Raw genomic sequence first — 16079 nt, 5'->3', positions numbered from 1 at the left:
ATTCGGTGCTGCTATCTTACTGACCGGCTTCTCTGCAGGATTTCCGAAATACAATGGATGCCTCCAGCACCTCTCTTTTCTCCCCCTGCTCCTGGGGGACTTTTTCTTTCTGCTTCATCAGTTCCTGCACCGCAGCCTTACCAATCTCCTCGATCGGCTGAACCACTGTCGTTATATCCAGCAGCTCGTTCAATTCTTCATCATCCCACACGAGAAGCGAAAGGTCCTCAGGGATGTCCATCTGTCTCTTTTTCAGTTCCATAAGTACGCCGATACACAGGCTGTTATTCAGGACATAAACGGCGGTAGGACATTCCCCGTCCAGCAGCTGGGCCGTCTTTTTCCGGATCTGTTCCTTATCATTGTGCGCCGCAAACATCACCAGATTGTCCCGGTATTTTACGCCATACTCCTCCAGCGCCTTTTTATAGCCTTTGATTCTTTCATTTACAGTGGAATAATCATCGGTCGCAAGCACACCGATCTTTCTGTGCCCAAGTTCCAGGAGATACTTTGCCGCCTGGTAGGAGGCCTCCGCATTATTGCTCTGTATTACCCGGGAATTCAGTCCCCTGATTCTTCTGTCCACAAATACAATCGGGACGCTGCCCTGATACAGCTCTCTGTACTGCTCACTGATCTCGTCTTCCTTTTTCACCGTTGACATCAGAATCACGCCGTCCACCTGCCTGCCGTACATATTCTGGAGATGCCCGACTTCCTGTGCCACATTTTCATGGGTGTTGCAGACGATAACGTTGTAGCCCTGTTTCTGTGCTTCTTTTTCCACCGCATATATCAGTTTGTTGCAGTAATTATTCTTGATACTGCCCAGTATCACGGCAATGGTTTTAGTGCTCTGTCCCCTCAGCCCCTGCGCCACCAGGTTCGGCCTGTAATTCAAGGCTTCCACAGCCTGCATTACCTTTTCCCTGCTCTTCTCTGATACGTTGCCGTATCCGCCGACCACGCGCCCTGCGGTTGCCCTTGACACTCCCGCCAGTTTCGCCACATCTGTAATCGTAATGTTCTGTTCCATCCTTCCACCTCCGCCCTCTCATTTTTTTGAGAACGTTCTCAATTATCTTATTTTAAAAACTTGAGAACGTTCTCAAGTTGTAACTGTATTATACTCATCCCATTTTCTATTGTCAATTGTTTTTAGGCAATATGACCGATTTTATGAGTTTTCACTAATTTTACTTGTATGTTTTTATCAACATTTCACAAAGTTTTATTTTTTATTACTGCAGATATTCTTTCTCTCTGAGTTCTCTTTTTTCACATCACATTCTTTCTCAGAATGCTCAAATATAATTGTACCTCCCCTGGCAAAAGTGCTATAGTATTCCTATGAGATCATATGATCACTATACTTGGGGGTACAAAACATGAAAAAATACGCGGAAAGATTTTCTATAGTAACGGGATTTCTCATAGCCGGTCTCATCTTTCTTTCAAAGTGGCTTTATTATGACGGAATCTCTTACACGATACTCGGGTACTTTTACGCACTGAAAAAGGCCGGGGGTATTATGACCTTTGCCGCGGCGGCCAACAATATTACCATGGAGGAGGCGGCGACATCTGCACTGACAGCCAACGCCTATCCCGCCTATGCTTTTCTGTTCCTGCCGCTTGCCGCAGGCGTCCTTTCGCTGCTGCGCTCCTGTCTCCTCCTTTTCCATAAGAAGACCTGGAAGCTGGGGGTAATTATCTGCTGGCTCGGATTTATTTATCTGGCTTCCAGCCTGGTGTTTTTCTTCTATATGCCGACCGCAGGATATTGGCTGGCGGCCTTCCTTGTACTTCTGGATGCCCTGGGCTGCCGCTATATTGTGGAACGATCGGAAATACACAAAAGAGCGCGGGAACTGAAGCAGAAGGAAACGGCAGAAAAAGCAGACAAAAAGAGGCGCATGCATTTCCCCGGAAGGTATTCCAGAGAATTCTATGACGTCATCTGGGCCAACTTCCGCAGTAATTTTAAGAGTTACACACTCTTTATCATCTCCGGAACCATGTCAGCTGCCCTTTTGTTCATTCTATTCGGTATGCAGACATTTCTGGGTTCACTGCACAAAAAAGTAGACTTTTTAATGGGCGACAGGTTCCTGGCGATTATGAAGGAATTTATTCCCATTGTTATTTTTGTCTCTGTCATGCTTTTTGTACTCATTATATCCAATTATATTAAGACCCGGATGGAGAATTACGGAACCTTTATCAGCCTGGGCATACGCAAGAAGACGCTGTGGCTGATTATCGCTTTAGAATATGCCGCCTGTATTCTGGTTTCCGCCGCCGCAGGACTGATTGTTGGACTGATCGGGCTGCCTGCACTGAAGGCACTCTTTATACACACGGCGGATCTATCTGCTGTTGTAACCGTAGATTACGGTAGGGTGGCTCTGGTTACCTTCATTGTGTACCTTCTGCTCGTCGGGTTATCCACACTGATTAACTATCACCTGTTCGAGCATGTGGATATCTCTGCGTCCATTGTGAAATCTGTGGAAAAAGAACCTTTTCCCAGGCACCTGCTTACTCCCGGTATCCTGCTGGGCGCAGCCCTGATCATACGGTCTGTTGGCCGTTTCCGGACCGGCAGGTGGGGCGAACAGACTTCGCTCATCCTCTGGATGCTGCTGGGATGCCTGCTGCTGGTATACTGCGGCGGTTCCAGACTGATGCAGTGGTACTTGAAAAAACCGGCCCGCTATCTGAAGAAACTGCTTGAGATTCTTCCTCTGAGATACCGGTTCCGCACAAACGCAAAGTATTTTGTGCTTTTACTGGCTGTCCACATATTTGCTTTTGCTGTATTTATCCCAAGGTTAAGTGCCAGTATCATCACAGAACCGGAGAAGGAACTGCTCCCCTATGATTTTGTCTGTCTGGCCCACGAAGACGATGAATCTTTTTTCAGGGAACTTGATTCAAAGTATTCGGTACAGCTGAACGATTACGATATGGTGCGTCTGAATACCATCCTGGGAGAGCCCTATTCCTGGAGACAGTTTTTCACCCCCAGTATGACCGGCATGGTTTCCCCGCCTGGACAACATATCGGGATCTCGGAATCCGTATATATCCAGATGAAAGAAGCTTTGGGCGCAAAGAATGTAAAGCCGCTGGGGCTTGCGGATCAGGAGATCCACATTGTCTATCAGCAGGATACTTCCCAGCAGGCCCATCCGCTGGACTGGTATCAAAACAGTGAGATGCCGCGCCTGAAAGCCGGAGCATTTACATCCTACAGCTATGGCAGCATGGATGACCTGTTCCCCGCTTATGAGATAAAAAGCCAGGAAAAGTATATTCTCACAGGAATGTTCCTGGGCGGTGACCAGGAAGATATTGTCGTCTTTTCCGATGAATACTTTGACACACTCCGCCGGGAAGTTGGGCAGGAGCTGGCCGAGGCGGACACGCCTACACATCTTGTTACGATACAGACGGACAGCAGTCATTATCAGCAGGTGGAGGATCGTCTAAAGGAGTTTTCGTCAAAACACGAGACGGATTCTTACCTGGATCCGAAAATCCTGCCCGTCTATGACAAGAATACGCTCCTTCCCGATATCACCGCGGAATTTTTCCTGAAGGAAGCGGCTTTTACCGTTGTGATACTGATTCTGCTGGCTGCAGGCCTGTTTATCTTCTATCTGAAGTACAGCCTGGATACCGAAGAACTGCGGGACAGGAATCAATTTCTGGAATGCACCGGGATGCGGGAAAAGGACAGAATCCGCCTGATCCGCACGGAAATGTCCCTGCACGCTTCAGGCTCCCTGATCGCGGGACTTTTTCTCTCTGCGTTCTTCTTTGTGCTGACACCCGTAATCCGGCATTTTTCAGGAGCACAGATTTTGTCCTACAGCCTTGTTTTCCTGCTGCAGACCGCGCTCTATCTCCTTCTTCACGCGCTGGTTATGTATTTTCTGGAACGGCACTTTATCAGAGAGATCTTAAACTAACCGGATACCAGGTACTATGGGAGGTAATATGAATACGATTATAGAGGTAAAAAACCTGACTAGAGAATACGGCACAGGAAATATCCAGGTTCTGAAAGGAATCGATTTTTGTGCCTTTGAAGAAGAATTCGTTGCCATCATGGGCCGCTCGGGAGGAGGCAAGAGCACCTTACTGAGGGTACTTGGGCTGATGGATCAGCCGACCGAAGGGGAAGTGTTTTTCAGGGATGAGAACTCAAAGGATCTGTGGGATTCGCAGCTGGCAGATATCCGGCGGAGAGAAATCGGTTTTGTACATCAGGATGCGCGCCTTCTGGACTGTCTGACCGTGGAACAGAACATCAAGCTTCCTATGATCCTGGATAAAAAGGATTCTAAAACCATGCAGGAGAGCATGGAGGAACAGACCCGCCGTTTTGGGATCGCCGATCTTGTTGAAAAGTATCCGACCGAACTGTCCGGCGGGGAAAAACAGCGGGCGGCCCTGTGCCGGGCGCTGATCAATCATCCGGAGCTGATCCTGGCAGATGAGCCCACCGGCAATCTGGACAGCCAGTCCGGGGAGCTGGTCATACAGGCACTGGAAACAATCAACCGGGACATGAAAAAGACCGTGATCCTGGTCACCCACGATCCCTGGATTGCCAGTTACAGCAAAAAAGCGGTCCTGCTGAAGGACGGAGTGATTCTTGATACGCTTCTGCGCCCTGACGGTGAAGGGGAAGAGGTGCAGAAGGCATATTATGAAATGATATTGGGAAAGCTTCCTGAACTATAAGACGGATCACATCAGAACCCCCTCTGCACATTGACTGACAGAGGGGGCTTTTTATATCTAATATCCCACAGTCCGGCATTTACCAAAAGACCAATTTCTTTCAGCGGACATGGAAACATCCTGTGCTGATTCTATAACCGCCCAGGATGTTTCCGCAAATATATTCTTTTCAGGGTTTCACTGCCTAAAGCTCTCCTCTGGCCTCACGTGCCAGAAGTTCTTCCATAATTGACGGATATTTTTTATCCAGCTTGTAAAGTGAGAGCGTTACCATCGCAACCACTGCGATAAGTGCAGGTCCGAATTTGTAAATGCTGATAATCATATTCAGTGCAGATCCGGGCTGAACAGCTGTTCCCACTGAGGAGCTGACATAGCCTGCCACTGAGAGAAGCCCTGTCATGGCGGCCGAGGCAAGCCCTGCCCCTACCTTTGTTCCGATGGAACCGCCCGCAAAAATCAGGCTTTCCTGTCTGATGTGTGTCTTCCACTGGCCAAATTCCACTACATCCCCTACCATGCCGAACACAACCGCATTCAGGGGAGCCAGGCCCACGGCACGCGCCAGGCAGCTCATCACCATGAAGCCGAAGCTTTGCGGATTCAGACAGAACAGAATCTGTCCGGCCAGTGCAATAAAGGTACCGGCGAGAGCAACATTTCGTTTCCCAAATTTCTTAATCAGCGGTGCACAGGCAAATATACCGGCCACCAGCGTCAGCGTCTCTGTCAGGAAGAGGGCGCTGTACATCCAGGTGTCATTCCCGAATATGTATTTACAGTAATACGGAAGAATCGTCCCTGAGATTCCGAACGATACGCTCTGCACCATCCATAAAACAAGCACTGCCCAGAAATACTGGTTTTTGACGAGCACGCCGAAGGATTTTTTCAGGGATACCTTTTCGGCCGCCTGTTTCGCCTCAATTTTTACGGTTTCCTCGCATTTGAAAAAGCAGACAAAAAGCAAAACCAGCGCTATAACCGCCCAGATCGACATCGTTTTGATCCACGCCGACTGGTTGTCGCCAAATGCCTTGACCAGAGGAAGCGTACATGTAACCGCAATGATTTTGCCTATGGGCGACATTCCCATTCTGACCACACTCAGCATATCCCGCTCTTCGGATACACGCGTCATCATCGCGGAGAGGCTTCCATAGGGAAGGTTGATCGCAGTGTAACAGATTGTGGTGCAGAAGTTATAAGTAACGAATAAATATAAGAACTGGAGCAGTCCCGTAGAATGCGGCACGGTAAAAAGCAGAACCGCAGACAGCGAAAAAGGCACGCTCATCCAGAGAATCCAGGGTCTGGATTTCCCCCATTTTGAATTGGTGCGCTCTACAATTACCCCCATAATCAGGTCGGATACCCCGTCAAACAGACGCGACAGAAGCATCATCAGACCTACCGTCGCCGGGTTGATTCCCACATAATCTGTATAAAACAGAGTTAATAGAGTCCCGATCATTCCAAATACTACATTACAGGCTACATCGCCGCTGGCATAAGAGATCCGTGTGCTCCACGAGAGTCTGCCAGCAGGCATTTTTTCCATCACTTTAGTGTCTACCGCTAATTCTTTAACCATAGTTTCAATTTCCCGCCTTTCTCCGTTGATTCCTCATCTTCTTGATGATTTTATTTTACCTGTCTGCGGAAAAAGTCCCAGTCATAGAAATTTTGGATTGTGATGTTTATTTTTATGCAGCGCCATTGAATGTGTACTTTTTTAGTTTTTTCTTTATTCTCCCTTCTGAATCTGATGGTCTATTTTTATGTTTTGGGTTTTATTTTTAGCGAAGCACTCTGCCGCTTCCCTCAGGATATCCACCCCTCGTATTCCTGCACCGGCAGCGGCCTGGAAAATACATATCCCTGCACCATATCGCAGTGAAGAGAACGCAGGTATTCCAGCTGTCTTGAATCTTCAATCCCCTCCGCAACCGTCTTCACGTGAAGCCTTTTGGCAAGGTCAATCAGGCAGGCGATCACATCCTTCGCTTTTTCGCTGTACATATCCAGGAAAAACAGGCGGTCCAGCTTGAGAACGTCTACATCGAATTCTTTGAGCAGGCCCAGTGATGAAAAACCGGAGCCGAAATCATCCAGAGAACACCTGAATCTCTGCTCATGCATCTGACGGATGACGTCTTTTACCCTGTTGATCTGTCCATAGTCAAAGAAAATAGATTCTGTCAGCTCGAATTCAATCATCTCATGAGCAACGCCATATTTGTCCGCGGTTTCGATAAACGGCTCCAGGCAGCGGCTGCTCTGGAAATGCTGCCTGGAAAGATTCACTGATACAGGCACCGGGTTCTTTCCCTCCGCAGACCATCGTTTCAGCAATGCACATACTTCTTCAAACATAAACAGATCCAACTGGCAGATCTTCCCGTTCTTTTCAAACAACGGAATAAAATCCGATGGAAATATAAACCCTTTCTCGGGATGATTCCAGCGCACCAAAGCTTCAGCCCCCTCAATCCTTCCGCTTTCAAGCCCCACCTTGGGCTGCAGATAAACCTGAAAATCGCGGTTTGCCATAGACTTTTCAAACAGATCATTCAGCTCCTGTTCTTTTTTCATCTGTTCCACAATATTGTCATTGTAGAACATGCATAAATTCTCCGTCCCCATCTCGCCGTATTGATATGCCAGCCGGGCACGGTCCTGCAGAATGGTTATGTCCCGGGACGGGTCATCAATCATGCAGGCCCCCTGTTGAAATGACAATTCACAGTGAGGGACATCTGTATCCTCAAAGGCCTTGATATCTGCAAATATTTTATCCAACCTCGCCTGTATGCCTTCACGGCTGGCCTCTCTGAGGCAAAGGAAAAATTGATCGGACTGGCTCCTGGCTGCAAACTCATTCTTTTTTCTGTCAATATTCCGTTCCAGAACCTGATAGATGTATCGGAGAATTCCGTTTGCTTCCTGGATTCCATAACGTTCGTTGATCAGTTTGAATTTCTTTACATTCAGCTGGACAATGCAGTAGGCAGACGGCTCCATATCCGGAGCCAGCTCCAGATACTTCATATGGAAAGCCGCCTGATTCATACCGCCGGTCACTTCATCAATAAAGGCAAATCTTTCCAGCTTCTTTCTGCTGTCATGAAACAGCCGGTAAACAATCAGCAAAAGTAACAAGAAAGCAACCGCGGAAAATCCCAGAACCAGAAAAGATCGTAGAACATAGCGATCCAGCCCTTCTGATATGATATCAGCCGGTATCAGTGTAAGCAGAACCCAGTCGTTAATGTTCAGTGAATTGTACGACAGATACAGCTCCTCCTGTGCGGCAGACGTGAACTTTAGCATCCCGTTTCTGCCACTTTTCAAGTTTTCCTTCATCCCGTATATTTCATTAACCACCCGTGAATCCGAATCATTTTTAAAAATATCTTCCAGCTGCATGAATGGCTTCAGGTCGGTCGGAGACAGAATTACCTCCCCGCGGATGTTTATGATACAGCTCAGACTATTTCCACTAAAACTTTTAGACGCAATCATCGCCTGCATCTTTTCTTTCTCCCGGATTCCGACTGCTGCCTCCTGTATCTCTCCCCCGGAAGGAACCGGAACCGAATAGATAATCTCCTGACCTTCAAGGTAGCTTGCACCCACTTTACCTTCAAAAGCATCCTTTACAACGGAAAGATTAAGGATATCCTGCATCTCCTCCCTCTCCAAATCATCATGCAGACCGGAAGATACCATTCCTCCATCCCTGTCAATAACAAGAAGCGTGGAAAATTCCATAATATCTGCTTTCCGTGCTAAAAATTCTGCCAGTTCCTCATCGCTTACACCCGCCAGTCCCTTAGCAACGGAATCTGCCACCACTTCCAGATCCTCCATCTTATGCTGCATGGTTTCGCTGATTTCTCTTGCCGTCTGCGTAGCCACATCATAAAGATACTGCTGTGTGCTTCGGTTTAAGACGCGCTTCAAATCCGCCGCATTCCATATGGAAACAAGTAATGTAAGGACAACAACAGCAGATATAATACTGATCTGTACTACTCTTAACATCAATGGCCGCTGATAATCCGGTACGGCCTTCACTTTTTTCTTCATGGCATATGCTCCTGTTAATAAAAATAGTTACTTTCTCTATTCTATATATTTTACTATAAAGGATTTCCGCCATGCAACCCCAATTTGTGTACGTATTCAGACAGGGCTCCTTCCCTGTTCTTGTTTGGTTATACCGCCCATTTCTTTGCCTTCTCCTGTTCTGCAATCATCTGGGCATACCATCCTTTTTGTGCAAGCAGCTCTGTATGGGTTCCTCGTTCCTTTATCCTTCCATGCTCTAAAACGAGTATTTGATCTGCATTCACAACTGTACCAAGGCGATGCGCAATTACGATAACCGTCTTATCTTTCATAAGCATATCCAACGCCTTATTGATTTCCCTCTCATTATCTGCATCCAGGCTCGATGTGGTTTCATCCAGCAGTACAACAGGCGCGTTCTTAATAAAGGCGCGGGCAATGGAGATGCGCTGCCTTTCACCGCCCGACAATGTACTGCCGGCCTCACCTACAACGGTATCATATCCATCCGGCAGAGCCATAATAAACTCATGGCACTGTGCCGCTTTTGCCGCCTCCTGCACTTCCACTAATGGTGCTCCCGGCCGTCCTGTGCGGATATTATTTGCAATTGTATCATGAAGCAGGTAAACATCCTGAAATACAACCGCCATGTGGCTGGTCAGGCTGTCCGGTGACAACTCTTTTACATTTGTACCGCCCACCTCAATGCTGCCCCCCTGCACATCCCAGAACCTGGAAATCAGGCTGATAATCGTGGTTTTTCCACTCCCCGAAGGCCCAACCAGAGCAGTGGTGGTCCCGGGCTTTGCCTGAAAACAAATATCGTGAAGTATTTCCAAGTCGTTTTCATAAGAGAAATGAACGTGGTTGAACTGCACACTATATGCGCTTAAGTCACTCACATCTTTTTGATAGGCTAGGGGTTTTTCTTCCCGGACCTGCAAAATGTTCTCCGCTGCTTTTCCAAGATATGTCATCTCCGGATATAAACTGCCAAGCGTCGCCATCATACTGGAGAGCGACACTGCAATCATAATAATCGCTATGAACCTCTGTGTATCTATTCTGCCGCCCTGCAGCATGACCGTCCCGATGATCAGAGAAACAGGCAGCATGAGTGAAGTAATGATTGAAAACAGAATGGAAAAAGGCATAATGGAAAGCTCCAGCCTGACGGAGTCCTTTTTCAGCTCCACAAAACTGTCATCCAGACGTCTGAAGCGTTCTCCTGTGAGGTTATACAATTTGAAAGTCCGGATGCCGTTTATGTATTCCACAATACGGGAAATCACGCGGTTGATGCTGTTTTTCTGCCTTGCCCCATACTTGCGTGACATTTTACCGCCAGCATTCATAAGCGGCAGCGCAATAAGAATCAGGCCCCCCGCAGTCAGTGCGTACTGCCACGATACCATAAAGGCAAAAGCCAGTGCCAGAGCGCTGAAGAAGATCACTTTGAAAATGCTGGCCAGAGAATGTGTCAGAATCTGTTCAAAGTCAGCGATGTCTGTTGTCAGCGTGGACATGAGCCTGCCGATGCTGTTTTTATTGAAATAGCCCAGATTCAGGCTGCGGATGTGGTCGCCGAGAGACAGCCTTAAATCGGCAGCAATATCAGCGCCGCAAAATTGTGTGCGGGTGTAGTTCAAAGAATACAAAATTGCACGCACAATGAACAACCCTATCAGAACGCCACTGTACAGCGTGAGTTTCTGCGGCGTAAATACGCCCTTTACCAGCTCAATAATCGTAATCATCATCATGCTGAACATGGCCATGTGCAGAACTGAATCGACACAGGAAAGGACAATGGACATATATAAGGTTTTCATGCGTTCTCCGGCTGTTTCGCGAATTGTTTTCATAAATGTGTTCAAGATACCACCTCCCTTGTATAAGCGTCCCACATTTTTGAGTATCGCCCGTCTGCCGCAAGCAGCTGTTTATGTGTACCAGTCTCTTCGATCCGTCCCCGATGAAAGACGCAGATCTGGTCTGCCTCAACAATCGTGTGAAGCCGGTGGGCAATCATGACCGTTGTTTTTCCTTTGAGTAAATTCGCAAGGGCCAGCTGGATTTTATGTTCGTTCTCGATATCCGTATAGCTTGTAGCCTCGTCGAAGACAATGACAGGCGCATCCTTTAATATGGCTCTGGCAATGCAGACGCGCTGCTTTTCTCCGCCGGAGAGCTTAACGCCGTCCTCACCCAATTTTGTGTCATAGCCGTTCGGAAGGCTCATAATAAACTCATGGATCTGCGCCGCTTTTGCCGCGGCTTCTACCTGCTCACGGACTGCATTCTCATCTCCGATAGCTATGTTCTGATAGATGCTGTCGCTGAGCATAAAGGTTTCCTGAAAAACAAAAGACACCAGTTCCATCAGATTTTCCGTTTTGATCTGTGTAATATTGATACCGTCGATTTTGACGGCGCCTTCCGCGGCCTCCCAAAACTTTGGTATCAACTGGGCCGCCGTTGTTTTTCCCGCGCCGGACGCCCCCACAAAGGCTGTGAGGCTTCCAGCCGGCAGCGTCAGATTTACATCATGCAGTACGTCTGTTTTATCATACCGGAAAGTGACATGTTCAAAGGATACGCTGTGTTCCTGCCCTTTTTCGAATGTTGCCTTCCCTTCTGTTGTACAGGGCAGATCCATAATGGTCTGTATGCGGCTCATACCGCTCATGATCTGGTTGAACATCATAGCAAGATTCATCAGGTTCAGCAGACTGGACAGAAAAACCATGCTCATCACCATAAAAAAGAGATACTCCTGTACCAGAAGGCTGCCGCTAAAGTAGAGAAACCCTCCCACCGGCAGGGCAAACAGGATGCCGCTTTCCACCAGTGCTACAAAGACACCATATGTATATCCCTGGTCCCGGGTGGATTGCTTCCAGAAGGTGTTGTATTCTGTGACCGTATCAGAGTATTCACTGTAGCTCTCTGCCGTCATGTTATAGGTCTTCATGACCGGCATGCCATTAATAAACTGCATGATGGCCGAATTCAGCTTTCCAAGCAGCCGGTGATATGCCGACATCTGTTTTCCGGTAACAGCCATTGCGATCCCCTGAATGACAAGCCCGATTATAACCGGGGCCAGCAGGCAGAAGGCCATCGGCACATTGACCGTCAGCAGGTAAATAAATACGATAACAGGTACACAAAGCGCAGATGTAATATCCGGGATTTGATGCGCCAGAAATTTTTCTATGCGTTCCACATCCTCGATGATCACCTTTTTAATCTCCCCTGAAGTGTGATTTGTAAAAAAGCCAAGATTCACCTTTGCAATATGCCTGCTGATCCGGGTGCGTACATTATAGAGCGTATTAAATGCCCCCAAATGTGAAAATGTACCTGAAATAATGGAAAATACAAACTTTCCGACAATAGCGGATGCCGCAATTATACCGTACCGCAGTGCCAGGCCAGTATCCGCATTTCCCTCAAACAAAAACAGAAGCGTTTGATATACCATGATATATGGCACAAATGAACACAAAGCGGACAGCACCCCGAATACCGCAGACAGCGCCAGATGCAGCCTGTACTTTCCCGCCAGCTCCAGCAGGTATGATATCCCTGATTTTTTCTTTACATCCATTGATATTCCTCCTTTATTGCATCACCGCCAACAGCTGCCCGGCACTTTCAATTTTGAAATCATCTGCCAGTCTTCCATCCTGAAGATGCAGCGCACGGCTGCATGTGGACAGTGCGCATTCAATGTCATGCGTAATCATTAAAATAATATGCCCCTGTTTTGCAAGCAACCTGATTTGTCTGCTTACATTCTGCATGTTCTTTCCATCGAGTCCGCTGGTAGGCTCATCCAGAATAATAACCGGGGACTCGTTCATCAGCGCAACACCAAGGGCCAGCCTCTGCTTCTGCCCGCCCGACAGGGTCATTGGATGCTGCTCCATGAATTCCACGAGATTGAGTGACGCAAGTATGGCTTTTGCCCTCTCTTCCCGCTCCGGCGTTCTCTTCTGCCCGGTCAGCAGCTCATTCATCAAATCTTCTCCAAAAAGCTGACTGTCCAGATCCTGCATGATGTACCAGATCAGCCCCCGCCGTCCGGACACCTTCAATTTTCTCTTTGCAAAACTAACCTCGCCGGAGTCCTCTTTCATCAGGCCTGCGAGCATTTTCCCAAGCGTGCTTTTCCCTGCTGCATTTGGTCCCACAACCGCAATCACTTCGCCGGGTCTGCAGGAAAATGTCAGATCATCGGCAACACAATGCCGTCCAAAAGCTTTGTTCAGTCCACGAACTTCCAGGAGAGCGTCCTGCTCTGAATCAGCAGTGTCTGGCAAGACGGGAAGATTTTCAAGAGTCATGCTCCTGAGTCCCAGCTGTCCGCGGTGCCCGGCCGCTAATGCGGCAGCCTCACGGGGCAGAAATTCAGCAGCGATTTCTCCATCGCGAAGGTAGATAATACGATCCGCAATGTCCTGAAGGTAATGCAGCCTGTGTTCGGCGATGAATATCGTTTTACCTTCCCGTTTTAGCCCCAGCAGGATCTCGGCAAGATTCTGGGCTGCCTTCATATCCAGATTTGCCGATGGTTCATCCATAACATAGATCAGCGGATCCATGGCCCTGGCTGAGGCGATCGCCACACGCTGACGCATACCGTAGGATAAAAACCGCACCTTTTCATCCAGTATATCTGCAATTTTCAGCTCCCTGGCCGTATGCTCAACGCTTTCCATAATTTCCTTATGGTTCATTCCGTAGTTCTCACAGCCAAAGGCTATCTCTCCTGCAACTTCATTGGCAAAGAACTGGCTTCGCGGGTCCTGGAATACATTGCCGACATAACGGCCCCGTTCCCATGAAGGAATATCGGACAGCTTTTTCCCCATCAGCAGGACATCTCCCGTCAGCATCCCTTCATAGAAATAGGGAACCAGTCCGTTAATTACCCGAGTCAGTGTGCTCTTGCCCCCGCCGGAAGGGCCGGTCAGCACCACCACTTCGCCCTTTAGGACGGTCAGGTTAATGTTTTTGAGCTGCTCCTTCACTCCCTCGTAAGCAAAACTAAGATTTTTTATTTCAATTACTGTCTGCATCGCTTCACCTCACAATACAGCAAACAATACGGTAATTATGAGTGCACCGGCCATGAGCACTCCATCACCAGGATGCATCTGATTCAGGTAGTAACCCTGTTTCTTACAGGGATTTTCGATCCCTCTGACTATGCAGGAAGAGGCCAGTTCGTCCGCAATTATTAAGGAGCGAAAAACCATGGGGACAATGACATATTCCATTGTGTTAAGCGGGTGCCGGAGCACCTGAAACGGAGAGCGCAAAAATCCTCTTGTCCGCATGGCGTCCTTTACATCCGCAAACTCTGCCATAACCGATGGCATAAAGCGCAAAATGACGATGACCGTAAGCGCCACCCTGGTCGGCAGGGGCAGCTGCCGCAGTCCTGCAGTCAGTTTCCCCGAGGGTGCCTGCACCAGCAGATACACCGGCATGAGGATTGGAACAAGCTCAATGATAAAAGAAAATGTCATCGGAGATGGAAAGCGAAGGCCAAGATTCAGATTGATCTGCAGCCACAGGTGGCAGATCAGGTAAACAGCCATAAACCCCAGACCTGTTCTTGCAAAACCGAGCACTGCCATCAGCCCGAACAGCAGACAGGTAAAAATATTTTGCATCCACATGTGCCCGGCAAGATAAGATACCGCACATGCGCATACAGTGATAAACAACAGCGCCAGTACGTTAACCCGCCTGATTCGTTTTTCCTTCGCTTTTTCCCCGCTCACTGAAGCACCCCGGCTTTTTGGAAGTGGCGGCGGAGAATACGGTTGCCGAACACACAGCCAAGGACGGACAAAACCACGGTGATTGCGCAGGCCCCAATCATATGCCAGGGGCTGGAGAGCATATCAATCTGCATGTCAAAGACTTCCTGAGAGAATCCACTTGCAGAGGCCTGCTCCACATAAGAGTCCCATGCCGCCCAAATGGGAACGGCATTGCCGATCATCATACCCAGTCCCCAAACAGACCAGCTTATGGTATTGCGGAGCGGACTGCGGTAAGTATTTTTACCTGTCATGGTAAGCTCACAAATAACTGCCACACCGACAAAGTAAGGAAGCAGAAATATATATCCGCTGAGTGCAAGAAGCGCTCCGTAGACAACACCCCACACAAGGAATATTCCATGTTTATTCAGCCGGTTTGCTGTGACAAGATAAAAGGTTGCGCACAGAAACATCTGAAGTCCGGCGCAGACATACAGATACAGGAACGGAAACGGCAGCGTCAGCGGCCCCGTTACCCCGCTTACAACTAACGTCAGGACCATCATGGCCGCGATTGTCATAATATCACGGACAGTAATTTTCTTTTTGGTTTGATCTTGATTATTCATGGTAGTTCTCCTTTCAATTTCAAAATGCACCAGGTTAGATACAACTAACCCATGTTCAAAAAAATATACCCCCGGGTGGCTCTGCTGCATAACCGCAGAACAATATATGGCTCTATCCCCCATATATATTTTTCCATCCAGGGCGAAAAAAGTCAGCAATGAGACGAACCCGATTAAGCGCTTCATCCTTTGGCATATTGTGCCTTACAATCTCAAAAAAAGCATAATACTGTGCACTAAGCAGCACATGCAGATCCTGTTCAGAAATATCCGCACATGAAAAACCCTTTTCCCGCATGGCCCTAAGATACGCCATCGACTGCCGTTCTTCCTCCGCAATCAGCTCATCCACAAAATTTTCATAGAGGCTCCCCGTACCCCTTCTCAAGAAACTCCTCCTTCGCCAAATCCAGAATCCGCTGCTTAGTCACTTCCCCTTTACTCATACATTCACCTCCCCAAAAGATAGCACTGCTATTTTTTATATTATACACGGATACCAAAATTTGTCAAGACCGTCTCCCTAAAAAAGCAAAAACAACACCATTTGTAAATTTTCAAAGTAAATGCAACCCCTATGTCCATTACCGGTTGCATTTACTTTAAGAATCCGAAATGTTGCATTAAGTGTGACAAATTTTGTATGATTCTTCCAGTCGTGTCTGGGAATACGATTGGAGGATTTCATTATGAAGAAAACACATTTATCATTAGAAGACAGAATCACAATCTCACAAATGCTTTCCGAGCAGCAGTCCTTTAAACAGATTGCCACCGCTGTAGGCAAGAACTGCACCTCTATATCCCGTGAAATCAGAAACCATTTGGAATT

Annotated in this window: 11 protein-coding genes; 2 read left to right on the top strand and 9 right to left on the bottom strand. The window is 47.8% G+C overall.

Annotation, left to right across the window (positions count from 1 at the left end):
* Positions 1-16: 16 nt before the first annotated feature.
* A complete protein-coding gene (locus HMPREF0240_RS03715) occupies positions 17-1039 on the bottom strand; it encodes a LacI family DNA-binding transcriptional regulator (RefSeq protein ID WP_009002110.1) in 1023 nt (340 codons plus the stop codon).
* Positions 1040-1391: 352 nt separating this feature from the next.
* On the opposite strand from HMPREF0240_RS03715, the gene HMPREF0240_RS03710 reads away from it, so the two are divergent.
* Complete coding sequence (locus HMPREF0240_RS03710) at positions 1392-3980, top strand: ABC transporter permease (protein ID WP_009002109.1); 2589 nt, start codon at positions 1392-1394, stop codon at positions 3978-3980.
* Between the two features lie 28 nt (positions 3981-4008).
* Positions 4009-4758: an ABC transporter ATP-binding protein gene (locus HMPREF0240_RS03705; protein WP_148486300.1), complete on the top strand. Its 750-nt coding sequence runs from the start codon at positions 4009-4011 to the stop codon at positions 4756-4758.
* Positions 4759-4942: 184 nt separating this feature from the next.
* On the opposite strand, the gene HMPREF0240_RS03700 is transcribed toward HMPREF0240_RS03705, so the two are convergent.
* From HMPREF0240_RS03700 to HMPREF0240_RS03665, 8 genes are all read right to left on the bottom strand, one after another.
* Entirely contained in the window at positions 4943-6352 is a 1410-nt protein-coding gene (locus HMPREF0240_RS03700; RefSeq protein ID WP_009002107.1) for a glycoside-pentoside-hexuronide (GPH):cation symporter, read from the bottom strand.
* Between the two features lie 230 nt (positions 6353-6582).
* On the bottom strand, positions 6583-8850 hold the full coding sequence (locus HMPREF0240_RS03695) for an EAL domain-containing protein (RefSeq protein WP_009002106.1): 2268 nt from the start codon (positions 8848-8850) through the stop codon (positions 6583-6585).
* Between the two features lie 128 nt (positions 8851-8978).
* Entirely contained in the window at positions 8979-10712 is a 1734-nt protein-coding gene (locus HMPREF0240_RS03690) for an ABC transporter ATP-binding protein (RefSeq protein ID WP_035312334.1), read from the bottom strand.
* Positions 10709-12448 carry an ABC transporter ATP-binding protein gene (locus HMPREF0240_RS03685; RefSeq protein ID WP_009002104.1) on the bottom strand — a complete coding sequence of 580 codons (1740 nt, stop codon included), beginning with the start codon at positions 12446-12448 and terminating at the stop codon, positions 10709-10711. The genes HMPREF0240_RS03690 and HMPREF0240_RS03685 overlap by 4 nt, the downstream gene beginning before the upstream one ends.
* 13 nt (positions 12449-12461) lie before the next feature.
* Positions 12462-13922 carry an ABC transporter ATP-binding protein gene (locus tag HMPREF0240_RS03680; protein WP_009002103.1) on the bottom strand — a complete coding sequence of 487 codons (1461 nt, stop codon included), beginning with the start codon at positions 13920-13922 and terminating at the stop codon, positions 12462-12464.
* A gap of 9 nt (positions 13923-13931) precedes the next feature.
* Positions 13932-14633: an energy-coupling factor transporter transmembrane component T gene (locus tag HMPREF0240_RS03675; RefSeq protein ID WP_009002102.1), complete on the bottom strand. Its 702-nt coding sequence runs from the start codon at positions 14631-14633 to the stop codon at positions 13932-13934.
* Positions 14630-15247, bottom strand: a complete 618-nt coding sequence (locus HMPREF0240_RS03670; RefSeq protein WP_009002101.1) for an MptD family putative ECF transporter S component — start codon at positions 15245-15247, stop codon at positions 14630-14632. Before HMPREF0240_RS03670 ends, HMPREF0240_RS03675 begins: the two co-directional genes overlap by 4 nt.
* A 112-nt stretch (positions 15248-15359) precedes the next feature.
* The gene (locus tag HMPREF0240_RS03665; protein ID WP_009002100.1) at positions 15360-15635 is read right to left on the bottom strand and encodes a transcriptional regulator, TetR family; all 276 of its coding nucleotides are present in this window, start codon (positions 15633-15635) and stop codon (positions 15360-15362) included.
* Between the last annotated feature and the right edge of the window lie 444 nt (positions 15636-16079).

It is taken from the genome of Clostridium sp. D5 (assembly GCF_000190355.1).
Classification (GTDB): domain Bacteria; phylum Bacillota; class Clostridia; order Lachnospirales; family Lachnospiraceae; genus Faecalicatena; species Faecalicatena fissicatena_A.
The sequence above is the reverse complement of the archived record's forward strand: the minus strand, read 5'-3'. Positions and strand labels throughout refer to the sequence as shown.